The sequence below is a fragment of the Acetivibrio mesophilus genome (genome assembly GCF_004102745.1).
Taxonomy (GTDB): Bacteria; Bacillota; Clostridia; order Acetivibrionales; family Acetivibrionaceae; genus Hungateiclostridium; species Hungateiclostridium mesophilum.
Genome location: NZ_RLII01000016.1, coordinates 1 through 15,895 on the forward strand (window position 1 = coordinate 1; position 15,895 = coordinate 15,895).

Genomic DNA, 15,895 nt, shown 5'->3' on the forward strand with positions numbered 1-15,895 from the left:
ATTCCGTAACGCTTCAACGCATGAATTACTCCATACGCTGGTTACTGACTAAGTGGCTGCCCTACCTTTACCACTACAGGACTTTCACCTGTTAGCATTTGCCAGCTTTGCTGGACGCACACATCAATACGACCGTCTCAACGTGCGCCGTCCATGGGAACATATCCACTGGCTGCACTTCCCGAACCTCAAAACCACCTTCCGCCAAATACTTCAAATCCCTTGCCAATGTTGCCGGATTGCAGGACACATAAACAATCCTCCTAGGCTCCATATCCACAAGAGTCTTTAATACCGCCTCATCGCATCCCTTCCTTGGAGGGTCAACTACCACAACATCTGCGCGTACGCCCCTACTATACATCTGGGGTATAACTTCTTCAGCCTCGCCGACTATAAACTCCGCATTTTCAACTCCGTTCACCCGGGCATTTTCCTTTGCATCATTCACTGCCGCTTCAACAACCTCAACACCATAAACCATTTTTGCCTTCTTGGACAAAAACAGCGATATGGTACCTATGCCACAATACAAATCAAAAACGGTTTCCTCACCCGTGAGCTGTGCATACTCCAGTGCCTTGCGATAAAGCACTTCCGTTTGAATCGGGTTTACCTGAAAAAATGACAGAGGGGATATGTTGAACTTAAATTCTCCTATGTAATCGGTAATGGTATCCCTTCCATACACAACTATATTTTCATCACCCAATATAACATTCGTCTTCTTTCTATTAACATTTAAAACAATGCTTTTTATCTGCGGGATATCCCCAACCAGCTTGTCTGCCAGCTTTTCCTGGCCGGGTATGCTCCTTCCGTTAATAACCAATACCACCATTACCTCGCCGCTCTTAAAACCCACACGGGTCATAATATGTCGTACAAGGCCTTCTCCTTTAATTTCATCATATGTAGTTACACCATTTTCCATTATAAACTCTCTAACGATGGCTCTCACCCTGTCACTCACAGAGTTCTGTATCCCACATGTAAGACAGTCAATAATCTCGTGGGACTTTTTTGCGTAAAATCCTGCCCTAACCTCATCCTTATATCTTCCCACCGGGTATTGGGCTTTGTTTCTATAGTTTAGCGGCTGTTCCATCCCAATCGCATCATGTACCACAACGTCTTCCAGTCCGCCAATTCTTCTGATATTCTCCCTTACAAGGTTGGTCTTAAACTTAAGTCCCGCTTCATAGTTCATATGTTGGAGGCTGCAGCCGCCGCACCTTTTATAGGAGGGACAGAAGGGCTCTGTTCTATCGCCGGAAGGTTCCAATACTTTGAGAAGCTTGCCAACGGCATAACTTTTGTTGACCTTTATAATCTTTATTTCCACCTTTTCTCCCTCAATCGGTCCATCCACAAAAACCGTAAAATTGTCTATCCTTCCGACTCCTTGTCCCTCATGGGTCATTCCGGTAATGTCAATAGTATGAACCTCATTCTTCTTTACTAAAGCCAAAGCTTATACCGCCTTTCATATACGTTTCAGTGTACGCATTAAGCATACATTCACCAATTATAGTATTATAAGCATAATATTCTCAAAATAACATTTTCAAATCCATAGTATAGTTGCTATTTTCCTTGAATCCAATGTTTATTATACACAACTTCAGCCATGAATTAAATAACCATCCATTGAAATGGATTGATTTGAAGAGCCCTGCCAATTAAATGACAGTAGACGAATTACAAAAAAATAGTCCCATTGAGGGACAAGAATTTGAATCAGTTTTCCTTATTGTTAATTGTTGCATATATTTCTATTATTTATACCTGATATTGTTAATTTTTTCATTATATCCTTTGCTTCTTTACTGGCAGTATATAGGGTCTGTTGTCATTCATCCCATCAATTACAAAAGGCTTTACACCATATACCCTTTTTACAATCTCTTCTGTAAGAACCTTTTGCGGCTCTCCCTGTGCAACAATTGCTCCATCCTTAAGCATTATCAGATGGTCGCAATACATGGATGCAAGATTTAAATCGTGTAGCACCGCAATAATTGTTTTTCCCTCTTGGGTCATTGTTCCGGCAAGATCCAAAATCTCTATCTGATGCTGAATATCAAGGTGAGAAATCGGCTCATCCAAGAGCACTATATCGGTCTCTTGCACAAGGGCGCGGGCAATGAAAACCCTCTGCCTTTCCCCTCCGCTTATTTCATTGATTCTTCTGTCCTTAAGGTGCCACACATTTGAGGCAATCATAGCCTTTTTGGCAATTTCTCTGTCTTTTTCACCCTCGGTCTGAAACCTCTTTACATAAGGGTATCTTCCCATAAGTACAACATCCATAACCGGATAATCGCAGGTAATATCTGTGCTTTGATGGAGGCATGCAATTCTTTTTGAAAGCTCCCTTGACTTCATCCTGCCGACATTCTCGCCATTAACATATACTGCACCTTTTTGAGGGCGAAGGGCTCTTGCCATGCTCTTTAACAGCGTGGTTTTACCTGACCCGTTTGGGCCTAAAATTCCATAAAACCTGCCTCTCTCCATCTTTAAGGATATGCCCTTTAGCACATTAAGACTCCCAAAAGATACTTCTATATCCCGAACTTCAATTGAATATGCCTTGTCCTGCCCCACTCAAACCACCTTCTTCTTGCTCCTAATAAGAATCGAAATAAAATATGGTGCTCCAAACATTGATGTCAGCACTCCTACCGGAATCTCCGCTGTCGGAATCCTCGATATTGTATCACACAGTACCAAAAATATTCCCCCTCCTATTGCAGAAAAGGGAAGAACTATTCTATTATCTGAGCCGGATATCAATCTTACAGTATGGGGAATGATTAGTCCTACAAAGCCAATGACACCGCTCACTGCTACACAGGCGGCGACAATAACCGAGCAAATTACAAGCAATACCTTTTTTACTTTTTCCACCTCAACCCCAAGACTTCTTGCCCCATCCTCTCCGGCAGCAATTATGTTCAGCTCCCTGGCGAAAACGCAAACAGCGATTGTACCTGCGATAACCAAGGGAACAAGTATTATTACTTGCTTCCAAGAAGTAAACGCAATACTTCCCATCATCCAATATGTAATATTCGCAACTTTATCACGGTTTAAAACCATCAAAACCGACATAACCGAGGATGCAAAGAAGCTCACTGCCACCCCGGCAAGCAGAAGATGCGTATTGGAAACCTTGGCTCCTGTTTTCGCTATGCTAAAGACGATAAAAACTGTGAGAAGCGCAAAAATAAAGGCTGCTGCCGTAGTCAGGCCAAATCCCCCGACTATTTTATCGGCTCCCATCACAATAGCAATCGAAGCTCCCAGAGCCGCTCCCGCCGATACTCCCAAAACATAAGGGTCGGCCATGGGATTTGCAAACATTCCCTGATATGTTGCTCCTACCGCTGAAAGACCTATTCCTATAGCTGCCGCAGCAATTACTCTAGGAAGCCTTATATTAAGTACTATAAGCTCATGGGTCCTGCTTACTTCCCCACCTGACACAAATCCTCCCAAAAAGGGTATCCTACCAATCAGAATACGCAGAGTATCAAGTAGTGATATATTGGCTGCACCAACTGTTACAGAAGTCAGTATCAGCAACACCAAAAGCAATCCTCCAAAAATTAAAGCAAACCTGTATCTATACTTTTTATCACTAAACGACATTTATACTTCTCCATTTCATTCAAATGCTTTAGGGTGGATTATTTTAGCCATCTCCACAAGCCCGTCGGCAAGCCTTGGCCCCTGTCTCTCAAGCATATTGTTGTCTATCTCGAAGAGCTTTTGGCCTCTTACCGCTGAAAGCTCCTTGTATCCATCGGCATTCTCTATTCCCGCTTTCGAATCGTAATACTTTGAGCATATTAGTATGTCCGGATCCTTTTCAAGAAGGCTCTCAATGTTGTATTTCCAACCTTCTATGTCATCTGCCACATTTTTGCCTCCAGCCATCTCAATCATACGGGAAATGAATGTATCCCTTCCTGCAGTATAATCCCCGTATTCGCCATAGCCCATAACATAATAGACACTAGGCTTCTTAAGGCCATCAACCTTGTTCTTTACAAGCTCCACCTTTTCCTTCATTTCCGCTACAATGCTATTTGCCTTATCTCGGTCATTCAGCAATATACCGGTCTTCTCAATTATATCGTAAACACCTTCAAAACTGTCCTCGGCATGAAGAATAGCCACTTTGACATTAGCCTCCTCAAGCTTTTGCAGCATCTCCTTTGTAAAGATGGTGGATGTTATAACAATATCCGGCTGCAGCTCAACAATCTTTTCTACATTTGGATGGTCTATATTGCCTATTGATTCGATATTTTTCACCTCTTCAGGATAATCGCAAAACTCTGTACGTCCCACCAGCTTGTCCTGTTTGCCCATCGCAAAAATTATCTCTGTTATGTTGGGGGCAATTGATATTACCCTCTCCGGTTCCCTATCCAAGGTTACTTCCCTGTCATAGGAGTCTTTCAAAGTTATGCTGTGTCCATCGGCATTCCCCTTCGATTCGTTGCCATCTCCACTTTTATTGCATGCGGAAAACGTAAAAATCAGCATTGTCGCCATTAAAACCGTCAGTACCTTTCTCTTTAAATACAGACTTCTTTTGTTCTTCATTTAATACTCTCCTTAAAACGTAAAATTAAATAATAAATAATAAATTAAGCCTCTTAAACTACACAAAGTTTAAGAGGCTGCAATCCATTTGCAGTAATGCAAATCAATACACCCCCTATCTCTCGTAGAGTTCTCGGTGCTATTTACAGGCAGGTCTTCTGACTAAGGTTCATCAACTCTTCATGCCTTCCCAGTCACCCAGTGGCAATAATCTGAAGAGCTTCCCCCTCACAGCGGCGGGACCGTGCAGGAATCACACCTGCTTCCCTTTTAATATGCATACAATATGCATAAAACCTGTAAACTACTCTATTAAATTATCTAAAATCTATCACAAATAGCTTTTCACGTCAATATCACAATGTCAGTTTGCTATTCTATATTTTCCCTAATCCATTATTACTCTGCCTTTGTTCCGCATTGAGAACAGAACTTCGTCCCTGGTGAAAGCTTTGTCCCGCAACCGCCACATGCCTTATCCTGCTGTTCCTGCTTTTCTCCACAGTTAGGACAGAATTTGATTCCTTTGGCAATTTCGTGATTGCATTTAATGCACTTTACCTTCTCTTCTACAAGAGACTTGCCACAGTTAGGACAGAATTTCGTACCTAAAGCTGCCTTTGCGTTGCATGCCGAACACACTACCCCTTCCTGCTGCGGCTGAGGTTGTGCCTGCTGTTGAGGTTGATAGTATTGGGGACTTTGCTGATTTGCTCCACCGGTAAACATCTGTCCCATCATATTGCCTATTGCAGCTCCAGCACCCATTCCGGCGCCCATCCCGGCAAAGCCTCCACCTCCCTGATTTCCTGCAGCAGTGTTCATTGCATCGAGAGTCCTCTTTTTGGCGTAGGTATCCATACCACCCATCAAATTTATCTGTGCGCCTTCCTGATAAGCCTTTCTAAGCTCTTCCGGAAGAATTAGCGATTCAACTGTAAGTTCAGCCAGCTCAAGGCCAAGGGCTTCAAACTTACCCCTTGCACTTACCCTAACCATTTCACCAAACTCAATCATATTACTCTGCATCTCGAAAAAGGACTTCTTCGACTCTGCCACCGAGTCTTTAAGATACGTCATAATATATGACCTCAAAGTCTTCGTGAGGTCCTGAGTTGCCATGGTACCCCTTGTACCCGACACATCCCGCAAGAATTTAGCCGGATCCGATACTCTGAAGGAGTATGTTCCTCTGGCACCGACTTCAATTGGACCAAACATAGGGTCCAATACCGGAAGGGGTGACTGGGTACCCCAAGTCTGTTCGGTAAATAGTCTGGTATTTATAAAATACACCTCTGCCTTAAAAGGTGAATTAAATCCATATTTCCATGATTTTAGCTTTGTTAACAGTGGCATGTTTTCTGTTGTCAGTTCGTACCTACCGGGTTCAAAAACGTCTGCCAATTGACCTTCGTTTATGAACACAGCTGCCTGCGACTCCCTGACAGTAAGCTGGGCTCCCATTTTTATTTCTTTGTTTGCTACAGGAAAACGATACACTATAGTATCTGCACTAGAATCTGTCCACTCAATTACTTCAATGAATTGTCCCTTGATAAAATTCATCAAACCCATGTAAAACACCCCTCTTAACAAGTTTTTTATTAACGCATATTTCTTATGCTCTACTTAAAATTGCTCTACTTTAAATAAAGCAATTAATTTAATCACATTCTATTTTACCATATACTTTTTACAATTCAAATCTTTTATTTTTGCTAATTGATTTTGTCTGAAAATATCGCCTCGTTATAAGAATGCAAATTTTAGTATATAATATAGGATAATATGTGTTTTGCGATTTCTAATAATATTTTAAAGTGACTTTGATTTTATTTATCACAATGATATAATAAATAAGGTTTCATCATGAATAATTAAAACAAAAGGCGGTTGTTATGAAAAGATCAAACCACGGAAAGGATAGTAAGTATTTATCAATTGTTTTTATTCCTCATAATACAGATGAGGTAAAGGTATTTAAAATCTCTTCTGTAAAGTACAAGTTAATGGCTATTGGCACCGTTGTATTGACTATGGTTATTTGCTCCGGACTTTTGATTACGTATTTGATGCATGAAAATCGTACGTTAAATGATGACAGAAAAAAAGTTATTGCTGTCAATAACCAGCAAATGGACTTGATTACTGAGCGAGAGGAAATTATCCAATCCTATATTAAGAAAATTGATGAGCAGGAAAAGTTAATCAAAAGCTTTACGACTCTTTATAGGGATATGACTTCAAAGTATATTGACGGCAATATGAATAATGTTACTGCCGCGAGGTCTGGCCTTAGGGATGATCGTGCCTTTATAAACGATGTAAACAAGCTTAAAGGCATTTTGGACAAGCTTGAAGAGATTAATGGTGATGATACTGATATTCTTAACGATTTAAATCAGACCCAATCCAAGCTCAAAGACTACATAGACTCCATTCCAACTCTGTGGCCGGCTTCAGGAAGAATCAGCTCCAATTTTGGCTCCCGCTCCGATCCCTTCAATTTTTCTGAAAAGAAACATGAAGGCATTGATATTGCGGCAGACTCCGGCACCATAATAAAGGCTTCCGCCAGCGGAAAAGTTACTCTTTCTGACTGGTACGGCAATTACGGTAAATGTATCATTATAGATCACGGTTATGGTTTGAGTACACTTTACGGTCACTGCCTAACGCTTCTTGTCGAAGAAGGGCAAACAGTCAATAAGGGAGATAAAATAGCCACCGTCGGTAGTACCGGCAGAAGTACAGGTCCGCATTTGCATTTTGAAGTAAGGCTTAACGGTGTTCCTACCGACCCTCTTCAATATCTGGACAGCAAATAGAATTGTCTTTAATGCACAAATAAGGCTTTATGTCCTTATCTTGTATAGTAAATAGACGGCATTAAATAATGGCTTATAAATGGGAGGTTAAACATGTTTAATAAGAAGGAAAGTTCAAATCCGGATGTTTTTGATACACTTATAGGCATTAATTCTACCTTAGAAGGCAACATTGAGACAGAAGGCACCATCAGAGTCGACGGAAAGATTAACGGAGACGTTAAAGTAAAAGGTGATGTCTACATAGGTAAGGATGCCAATGTCAACGGAAACATAGTCGCAAACAATGTCCACGTATCCGGCAGAGTAAATGGAAATATCGAAGCCAAGGGAATATTAAGAGCCCTGTCAACTGCACAGCTCTATGGAGATATACTGGTTCAAAGCCTCATATCCGATGAAGGCAGTATATTTGAAGGAAACTGCAAAATGATACCCGCTTCAAATTCCCAGAATTCGGATAATGGCATTTCAAGTAAGAGTAAAAGCGTAAAAGATAAGGAGAAAGATAGCAATAAAGCTTAAACCTCAATGCAATAATCACTATAAAACCTTTAAAAAGAAAGCGTCAGGTGGAGGTAAGTCTCCATCTGACTTTATTTAGCAAAGTAGATTCCCGCTTGTAATATTCGAATATAATCAATCTCCCTTGCCACTATCTATGTAAAACTCCGGCACATCACCGATAATTACCGTTTCTGCCACAGGTATCCTTGTGGTTATTTCCGTCTTTTTATCCATAAGGGGCACTACAATCCCCACACAGGTCTTTACCTCAAGATATATTCTGTGCCTTGTCTGATTGATTCCTGCACTAACAAATTCCGACTTAAAGTCTGTTTCCACGCTTCCTGTTGGAATCACTTTAACATTGATTTTAGGACCGCTGGCAGCAAATAAGGAATCCCCAAATACTGTCCCCAGAGGAATTGATATTCTTTCATCCTTCAAATCCAAAAGCCTGTCTTGAATATCAAGGGACAAGTCCGCATATATTCTATTGAGCTTTACTATATCTGTTTGTATGGAATTAATCCTGTCATTTTCACCCCTGTTAATTATTACAATTTCTTCATAATTTATATTATCGTAAAAATTTTCATTTACAGCCTTGCTTACTGCATGGTTTATTATAGACTTTGTCCTATATTCAGAGATTTCCACAATGTTACGCCTTATTCGGCCTTCAACTAAAGCGATAATAAGAAAAAGGGTAATGATAATTATTGCAATTATTCTGTAAGCCTTAAGTCTTCTCCTGCTCCTTTTCAAATACCAGAGTCTTCTGTAAAGATTGGTTTTTCTCCTCATAAAAAACCCTCCTTTACTTATTCTATGCTTAAAGGTTGGTTCCCGTGAGGGTTTATTATCAAATAAATTATTTTTTATCACTTCACATTTTTATGTTATAATGTAATAAGTTTAGACTAGAATTTTTATTAAGGAGATAATCTGACAATCAAACAACATTTGCTTTAATTAAAAAGGAGAGGAACTTTTATGAACTCGAAAACAGGAACTGCTTCAAGTAGAACTCAAAAAAGCTCAAAAAAGAAGCGGGCTCATAAACCATCTAAGGTAATATTATCAACCTTTAGGATGTTTATCTTTTTCGCTGTTACATTTTCTATCATCGTGGGAGGTATATTGTCGGGTATGGCATTAGCCTATGTTAAAACCGCAGAGGACCTCACTGCCGATCAGCTTATGTTAAAAGGTTTTACTACTCGTGTGTATGATTGTAACGGCAATGAGATTATGGCGTTGCAGGGAGATAAAAACAGAGAGATGGTTGACTTTAAAGACATACCACAGGACTTAAAGGATGCTTTTGTCTCAATTGAGGACAAGCGATTTTATGAACATCCCGGTATAGATATAAAAAGAATAACAGGAGCAGTAATAAACTTCTTCAAACCTGGAGCATCATCTTACGGTGGTAGTACCATTACGCAGCAGGTAATAAAAAACCTTACCGGTAATGAGGAGAGATCCGTAAAGCGAAAAGTTCAGGAGTGGAGGCTTGCCCTTGGCCTAGAGCGCAAACTAAGCAAGGACCAGATACTGGAGATCTATATGAATCTCATATATATGGGACAGAACTGCTATGGGGTTCAGGCTGCTTCACAAACTTATTTTAATAAAGATGTCAGCGAGCTAACTCTTGCCGAATGTGCTTCTTTGGCCGGCATTACCAATTGGCCGGGGAGATACGACCCCTTTACTGAAAAAGGTAAAGAAAACAACATTGCACGTCAAAGAGTAATATTGAAAGAAATGTTGGATCAGGGGTACATAACCCAGACCGAATACAATAGTGCTCTAAACGAAGAACTGAAATTTGCCGATTCAAACAAGCGCACCTCGGAGTATGTCAGCAACCAGCCATACTTTATAGATCAGGTTGTAAAGGATGTTAAGAGGGATCTTATGACAATGGGCTATTCGGAAGAGCTGGCCATAAGAACCATTTACAATAACGGACTGCAAATATATACTACAATGGATTCCAATATCCAAAAGGCTATGGATGAAATATTTAAAGACGAAAAGTATTTTACAAAAGTAAACAAAAAGACAAGCCAGACCCCTCAAGCGGCCATGGTAATTATAGACCCCAACGGTTATGTCAGAGCTCTCTATGGAGGCTCAGGAGAAAAAATAGGTGCACCTCTTAACAGGGCATCGGACAGCCAGGTGCAAAGGCAGCCGGGATCAACTTTCAAGCCTATTGCCATTTACGGGCCTGCCATTAATGAAAGAAGAGTAACCGCCGCCACTATCGTAGACGATGCCCCTGTATATATGATGGGAGCAGATAAAAGTGCATATCCTACCAATTTTGATTACGCATATGGCGGACTTACTACTGTCCGCAACGGTATAAAAAGGTCTGTAAACGTAGTAGCCGCAAAAGTATGGCAGGAAATTTTAGGTCCTGATTTGTCTTTGGAATATCTCGACAGGGTCAATATAAACAGGGATAATGAAAGATATCTGTCGCTGGCCATGGGCGGACTTTATAAAGGTGTAAACCCACTTCAAATGGCAGCGGCATATGTACCTTTTGTCAGCAAAGGCTTATACTATGAGCCCATAACCTACACAAAGGTTCTGGATATGAAAGGTAACGTCCTTCTGGAAAAGAAACCCCAAAGCACCATTGTCTATGATGAAGCTGCTGCATATATTATGGTTGACATGATGAGAAGTGTCGTACGAGAATCCGGTGGAACAGCCGTAGGCCTCGGTCAGCTGCAGAACGGAAAAATGCCTTCAGCAGGTAAGACCGGTACTACCAGCGACAACTATGATAAGTGGTTTGTTGGCTTTTCACCCTATTATGTTGGAGCTGTCTGGTATGGATATGACCACAATGCCAGCATTTCAAGCGCCGAATCAAGCAGAGCCCTGCAAATTTGGCATGATGTTATGGAAAAAGTACATGAAAACTTGGAGCCGATACAATTCACGGAGCCTCAAGGCATTGTCAAAAAGGATATATGCATCTACTCCGGTAAAGTCGCAACAGATTTATGTTCCCATGATCCAAGGGGCTCTGCAGTAAGAAATGAGTTGTTTATCAAGGGTACGGAGCCTTCCGATGATGATGTATGTGACGTCCATGTTAGGGCACAGGTATGCAAAGCCAGCACCGATGCCAATGGAAATTCTCTTCTTGCCGGTGACTATTGTCCTCATGAATCGGTAGAAGAAAAGATATTTATAAGGCGTCCGGTGCCTTATGTACCGACCAAGGCTGGAGAAAAGGCACCTTCTGATTTGAAATACGAGCTTCCCGAGGGAGAGTACTGTAATATACATGGGCCGTCTATGGAACAGACTCCAAGCGATATTCCGAACACACCGGATGAAAAGCCTTATGATAGAACTCTATGGATCGATTTCCTTGATGAGCTTGATCAGACACTGCCACGAGTATTTAGGAGAGATGACTGATAAGGATATAAAGAAAGCTCTGGATCTAAATCCAGAGCTTTTTTATATCCTTGGATTATTCATATCTTAGTGACTCTATCGGATCCAAGTCTGCCGCCTTCTTCGCAGGGTACACACCAAATATGAGTCCTAATGCCACCGAACCCAAAAATGCTCCGACAATTACGGGAACATCAACCACCGGTGGGATTTGGATGATTTGAGAGATTATATTGCCCCCCAATACTCCAAGAAATATTCCTATCATGCCGCTTATTCCCGTCATAATAATTGATTCTGTAATAAACTGAAATATTATATCCTTTTTCTGTGCTCCCAATGCCTTTCTTATGCCTATTTCCCTTATTCTCTCGGTTACGGAAACAAGCAGTATGTTTACAATGCCTATACCCCCAACTATGAGAGTAATAACTGCAATAACCAATAGCACTCCCGACACAACACCAATTATGCTTGAAAGAATTTCTTGAGAATCCTGGGTGCTGTATGTCATATATATGTCTCTTTTACCCTTGGTCATCTCCAGGGCTCTTACTATTCTTTCTCCTACTTCCTTATAATCCTCTTCCTGGTCCAATGTAACAAATATACTGTCTAAAGTTTTGTTGTTGTAATACATTTGCTGAACCGTGGTAATAGGCATGTATACTTGCGTAGGAAAGTCTTCATTGTCCAGCAAACCCGCCATGGCGTCATTGGTAGATTTTGTAACTCCAATCACCTTCAGTTTGTAGTTTCCTGTAGGCGATTTAAATTGCACTATTTCACCTACTATATCCACCTTGTTGAAATATCTTTTTGCAAAGTATTCATCAACAACCACTACCTTCAACCTTGAAGATACGTCAAAATCAGTAAAAAACCTACCCGCAGCCATTTCCATAGGTGTAATATCCTTGTACTGGGCCGTGGTACCGTATACTAAAGCACCCCTTGTTTTTGTATCCATTCTAAATGTACCTGAACGCTGAATATAGGTTGTAACATTTTTTATCTCCCGAGCTGCATTCTTTACTGTCTCAACGTCTTCAAGATACAGCAACTCATCACTTTCAACACTCATATTCTTGTAGCCTATGGTAAGTACATTGGCACCGATTCTCTCGAATTGGCTGTTAATATATTCTTCCGTAGCATTTCCAATCGCCATTATAGTAATAATTGAAAATACACCCATGATAATTCCTATCATTGTAAGAATGGACCTCAGCTTATTTGCCCTAAGGCTGTCAAGCGCCTGTCTAATACTCTCTAGGAAGCTCATTTATAGCACCTCTTTTCAATTATTCTATTATCTTTACTTTTGATCCATCCTTATGGAATGATTGCGGATCATCTACAACTATATCTCCTTCTTTAAGCCCTTCCAAAACCTCAGCATTCATATCGGAGATAATGCCAATTTTAATATTTTGCTGTACTAGGACTCCCTTTTCTTTGTCCACCAGCAGTACATATTCGTTTCCGTTCTTATCGGTTTTCAGCACTCCCATCGGTACAACAATAATATCCTTTTTCTCAACGGTCAATATCTCGCAATCTACGCTAAGTCCGGCTTTCAAATTTGCGGCAGTATTGTCAATTGAAATACCTACCTCAATTACAACTTCCTCACCTGTAGATGAAATATTTGACTTAGCAACCGGTGAAATGGTCTCTACCACTCCAAAGATTTCGATATCCTCATCAATGGCATCTCCTGTGATCCTAACACTCTGACCCACTTTTACATCCTTTATGTTATATTCACTTACCATAGCCTTTACTTTTAGCTTATCAAGATTAACTATTCTAAAGGCAGGCTGAACATTACTTGTATAAGCCCCTTCCTGAATGTTTATCTCGGAAATAACCCCGTCGAAAGGGCAAATCATGGATTCCTTTGTTTTATTAATTCTTTTTTCAAGATCGCTAATACTAAGTTTAGTCGCGTTAAGATTTTCTTCATTTACCCTTTTGTTCACATCTTTGCTTTCTACAGCAGCATCATAGGAAACTTTTGCATTTTCAAGTGCTGTTTTTGCATCTTTCACAGCACTTTCTGCCATATCCAGCTCACTTTTTGATATTGCCTGCGCTTCAAAAAGCTTTTTGCTGTCTTCAAATTTCTTTTCACAATCATTTAAAGCTTGCTCTGCACTCTTAACTGCCGATTCAGCTCTTTTTATTTCCGCATCAACTGTCGGAGAGATTTTTGAAAGCTCCTGAACCTTCTTGTTTATTTTGAGTTTTTCCAGCTCCGTTTCCATATTTTCAATATCAAGCTCCATCAACTGCTGTCCCTTTGTTACCTTTTGGTATTTCTCAACCAAAAGCTTTTTTACCTTTGCCGAATTATCCACGTATATGTCAAAGGAATCGGATTCCTCAACTTTACCTGATGCCGAAACCGATGATGATATATCATCTCTTCCAATCTCAACAGTTTTTACGCTGTAAGTAGTTCCGCTGCTAAATACCTTCTGTGCATTGCCGCTTATGAGATAGCTTAATCCAACAAGTCCTCCAAGTACTGCCAGTACTATTATTATTGTCACAACTTTTTTCATGTTGCCGCCTCCATTTCAATATGTAATCTTCTCATAACCTCTTTAGCATCAAGAGGTTGTTGTACATCTACATCGCTCTTTAGGTATCCGTCCCTAAATGTCACAATTCGCTTTGTATGCTGTGCAATATCGGGTTCATGCGTAACAAGAATAATTGTAACTCCCTCTCTGTTTAACCCCTGAAACACATCCATAATTTCTTCCCCCGAGTAGCTGTCAAGGTTTCCCGTGGGCTCATCCGCCAGAATAATTGCCGGATCGTTCACCAAAGCTCTTGCTATGGCTACCCTCTGCTTCTGACCACCGGACATTTCATTTGGTTTGTGATTCATTCTGTCTTTAAGCCCTACTCTTTCCAAGGCCATCTCTGCTTTCTTTCTTCTTTCCTTTGCATTCACTCTGGCATATATCATTGGCAGCTCAACATTCCGAAGAGCCGTCATCCTTGGAAGAAGGTTGAATGACTGAAATACAAAGCCTATCTTTAAGTTTCTGATTTTAGCAAGCTCAACCTCATTAAGACTGGATATATCCATTCCATCCAATATGTATTTACCGGATGTTGTTCTGTCAAGACAGCCTAAAATATTCATAAGCGTTGACTTACCTGATCCCGAAGGACCCATAATTGACACGAATTCTCCCCGTTCTACAAACAAATTAACTTTATTTAGAGCCTTAACTTCAACCTTTCCGTTTTTATATACCTTACTCACATTCTTAATTTCAATAATCATTTCAATATCACAGCCTTTTTGTAATAGTAATTTATACCAAACCCATTCTATACAGATAAACACCCTTTGTGGGTGCTTATCATGAAATAGAGTTTTCATTTATTTGCACAAAGCTTCGAATTCAGCCTTCAAAATATTAAAATCATGAATTGCGGTAAATGTCTGATACTCTGCATCCAAGTATTTTTCTTTTTCGTTTAAGAGTGCTTCCTTGCTTACAAGTCCGTTTTCAAATTTAAGCTCAACATTTTTAAGCTTCTTTTTTTGAATATCCTGCCACTTAGAAGCAAGTTCCACATTGTCCTTTGATGTGAGCAGGTCGTTATACTTATTTCTAATCTCTACTTCCAAGCTTATCTTCGCATCTTCCAGCTCTATTCTTGCAAGTTCAAGACTTGATTTGTTTCCATTATATGTTGAATTGCCATCACCATAGTACTTCTCTGTAATCTCCATAGTCTTCTCTTTTGCCTTTAGGTCCTCAGTCTTTTTATATATCTCTATATTTGCTTCAATGGCGTCTTTGATAACCGTTTCAAGGTTTATGCCCTTCCATTTTGACAATTTCAACTCTTCCTCGATTTTTATAGTCTCATCGTCAAGTTCAAGACTTAATAACCTTTTAAGCTCAAGGTCGGATGTTTTGAGGCTCTTTTCGACCCTCTGCACATCGATTTTTTTAGTATCTACAGCATACTTTACATCATTGAGGTCGTTTTCGGTAATCCTTCCCTCCCGGTATCGGGCTTCGGCCATTGAGTATTTTTCATTCAATATATCAAGCTTTGCCTTTTCCAGATTTAGCTCCTTTTCAATAAGAAGTTTGTCAAGAGCAGCTTTATACACGTCCAGCTTCAAGCTTTCAATATTCTCCTGTTTAGCTCTTTTTGCATACTCAAGATTTGCCTCTGCTTCAAGGGGAGAAACTTCTTTTTTAATACCATTATTCAACATTTCAAGGTTGCTGCTCGGAGATTGCTGAAATTCTGCATCTTTCTTTGCATCCTCAAGAGCACTCTCCATGGTCTTTATTTCCAGGTCGTCAAGAGTAACCTGTCGGCTGTTTTCAACCGCATATTTTTGAAAACCTTGAATATTAAATACGATATTTTCTCCAGCTGCCAGAACTGTTGTAATAGCAAATAGCAAAGGCGCGGTCAAAACCAAACTCATAATCCTCTTTTTCATATGCACCATC

Annotated in this window: 13 protein-coding genes and 1 riboswitch; of the genes, 3 read left to right on the top strand and 10 right to left on the bottom strand. The window is 40.3% G+C overall.

Features of this window, described 5'->3' with window-relative positions; translation table 11 throughout:
- Positions 1–91 precede the first annotated feature (91 nt).
- The 5 genes from rlmD to EFD62_RS11575 all read right to left on the bottom strand — a co-directional run bounded on the left by rlmD (position 92) and on the right by EFD62_RS11575 (position 6,198).
- Positions 92–1,471: a 23S rRNA (uracil(1939)-C(5))-methyltransferase RlmD gene (rlmD, locus tag EFD62_RS11555; protein ID WP_128706170.1), complete on the bottom strand. Its 1,380-nt coding sequence runs from the start codon at positions 1,469–1,471 to the stop codon at positions 92–94.
- A gap of 338 nt (positions 1,472–1,809) precedes the next feature.
- Positions 1,810–2,610 (bottom strand): heme ABC transporter ATP-binding protein, encoded by an 801-nt coding sequence (locus EFD62_RS11560; protein ID WP_069194807.1) that lies wholly within the window; start codon positions 2,608–2,610, stop codon positions 1,810–1,812.
- Positions 2,611–3,657, bottom strand: a complete 1,047-nt coding sequence (locus EFD62_RS11565; RefSeq protein ID WP_069194808.1) for a FecCD family ABC transporter permease — start codon at positions 3,655–3,657, stop codon at positions 2,611–2,613. It lies immediately after the preceding gene.
- Between the two features lie 15 nt (positions 3,658–3,672).
- Positions 3,673–4,620 carry an ABC transporter substrate-binding protein gene (locus EFD62_RS11570; protein WP_069194809.1) on the bottom strand — a complete coding sequence of 316 codons (948 nt, stop codon included), beginning with the start codon at positions 4,618–4,620 and terminating at the stop codon, positions 3,673–3,675.
- Positions 4,621–4,751: 131 nt separating this feature from the next.
- A riboswitch (cobalamin riboswitch) is annotated at positions 4,752–4,936 on the bottom strand.
- 83 nt (positions 4,937–5,019) lie between these two features.
- On the bottom strand, positions 5,020–6,198 hold the full coding sequence (locus tag EFD62_RS11575) for an SPFH domain-containing protein (RefSeq protein ID WP_069194810.1): 1,179 nt from the start codon (positions 6,196–6,198) through the stop codon (positions 5,020–5,022).
- A gap of 323 nt (positions 6,199–6,521) precedes the next feature.
- On the opposite strand from EFD62_RS11575, the gene EFD62_RS11580 reads away from it, so the two are divergent.
- Positions 6,522–7,451, top strand: coding sequence for a M23 family metallopeptidase (locus EFD62_RS11580; protein WP_069194811.1), 930 nt, complete (start codon positions 6,522–6,524; stop codon positions 7,449–7,451).
- Between the two features lie 93 nt (positions 7,452–7,544).
- Positions 7,545–7,976, top strand: a complete 432-nt coding sequence (locus tag EFD62_RS11585; protein WP_069194812.1) for a bactofilin family protein — start codon at positions 7,545–7,547, stop codon at positions 7,974–7,976.
- Between the two features lie 114 nt (positions 7,977–8,090).
- On the opposite strand, the gene yunB is transcribed toward EFD62_RS11585, so the two are convergent.
- On the bottom strand, positions 8,091–8,762 hold the full coding sequence (gene yunB, locus EFD62_RS11590) for a sporulation protein YunB (protein WP_128706171.1): 672 nt from the start codon (positions 8,760–8,762) through the stop codon (positions 8,091–8,093).
- A 189-nt stretch (positions 8,763–8,951) separates the two neighbouring features.
- Here yunB and EFD62_RS11595 point away from each other — a divergent pair, with 189 nt between their 5' ends.
- Entirely contained in the window at positions 8,952–11,411 is a 2,460-nt protein-coding gene (locus EFD62_RS11595) for a transglycosylase domain-containing protein (protein ID WP_128706172.1), read from the top strand.
- Positions 11,412–11,466: 55 nt separating this feature from the next.
- On the opposite strand, the gene EFD62_RS11600 is transcribed toward EFD62_RS11595, so the two are convergent.
- From EFD62_RS11600 to EFD62_RS11615, 4 genes are all read right to left on the bottom strand, one after another.
- On the bottom strand, positions 11,467–12,675 hold the full coding sequence (locus EFD62_RS11600) for an ABC transporter permease (protein WP_069194815.1): 1,209 nt from the start codon (positions 12,673–12,675) through the stop codon (positions 11,467–11,469).
- Positions 12,676–12,694: 19 nt separating this feature from the next.
- Entirely contained in the window at positions 12,695–13,960 is a 1,266-nt protein-coding gene (locus tag EFD62_RS11605; RefSeq protein ID WP_069194816.1) for an efflux RND transporter periplasmic adaptor subunit, read from the bottom strand.
- Entirely contained in the window at positions 13,957–14,697 is a 741-nt protein-coding gene (locus EFD62_RS11610; protein ID WP_069196335.1) for an ABC transporter ATP-binding protein, read from the bottom strand. Before EFD62_RS11610 ends, EFD62_RS11605 begins: the two co-directional genes overlap by 4 nt.
- Before the next feature lie 99 nt (positions 14,698–14,796).
- Positions 14,797–15,885 (bottom strand): TolC family protein, encoded by a 1,089-nt coding sequence (locus tag EFD62_RS11615; RefSeq protein ID WP_069194817.1) that lies wholly within the window; start codon positions 15,883–15,885, stop codon positions 14,797–14,799.
- Between the last annotated feature and the right edge of the window lie 10 nt (positions 15,886–15,895).

Excerpts from the sequence above, each read along its gene's own strand:
- EFD62_RS11565 (WP_069194808.1), bottom strand. The coding sequence starts at position 3,657 with ATGTCGTTTAGTGATAAAAAGTATAGATACAGGTTTGCTTTAATTTTT.
- EFD62_RS11570 (WP_069194809.1), bottom strand. The coding sequence starts at position 4,620 with ATGAAGAACAAAAGAAGTCTGTATTTAAAGAGAAAGGTACTGACGGTT.
- EFD62_RS11575 (WP_069194810.1), bottom strand. The coding sequence starts at position 6,198 with ATGGGTTTGATGAATTTTATCAAGGGACAATTCATTGAAGTAATTGAG.
- EFD62_RS11580 (WP_069194811.1), top strand. The coding sequence starts at position 6,522 with ATGAAAAGATCAAACCACGGAAAGGATAGTAAGTATTTATCAATTGTT.
- EFD62_RS11585 (WP_069194812.1), top strand. The coding sequence starts at position 7,545 with ATGTTTAATAAGAAGGAAAGTTCAAATCCGGATGTTTTTGATACACTT.
- yunB (WP_128706171.1), bottom strand. The coding sequence starts at position 8,762 with ATGAGGAGAAAAACCAATCTTTACAGAAGACTCTGGTATTTGAAAAGG.
- EFD62_RS11595 (WP_128706172.1), top strand. The coding sequence starts at position 8,952 with ATGAACTCGAAAACAGGAACTGCTTCAAGTAGAACTCAAAAAAGCTCA.
- EFD62_RS11600 (WP_069194815.1), bottom strand. The coding sequence starts at position 12,675 with ATGAGCTTCCTAGAGAGTATTAGACAGGCGCTTGACAGCCTTAGGGCA.
- EFD62_RS11605 (WP_069194816.1), bottom strand. The coding sequence starts at position 13,960 with ATGAAAAAAGTTGTGACAATAATAATAGTACTGGCAGTACTTGGAGGA.
- EFD62_RS11610 (WP_069196335.1), bottom strand. The coding sequence starts at position 14,697 with ATGATTATTGAAATTAAGAATGTGAGTAAGGTATATAAAAACGGAAAG.
- EFD62_RS11615 (WP_069194817.1), bottom strand. The coding sequence starts at position 15,885 with ATGAAAAAGAGGATTATGAGTTTGGTTTTGACCGCGCCTTTGCTATTT.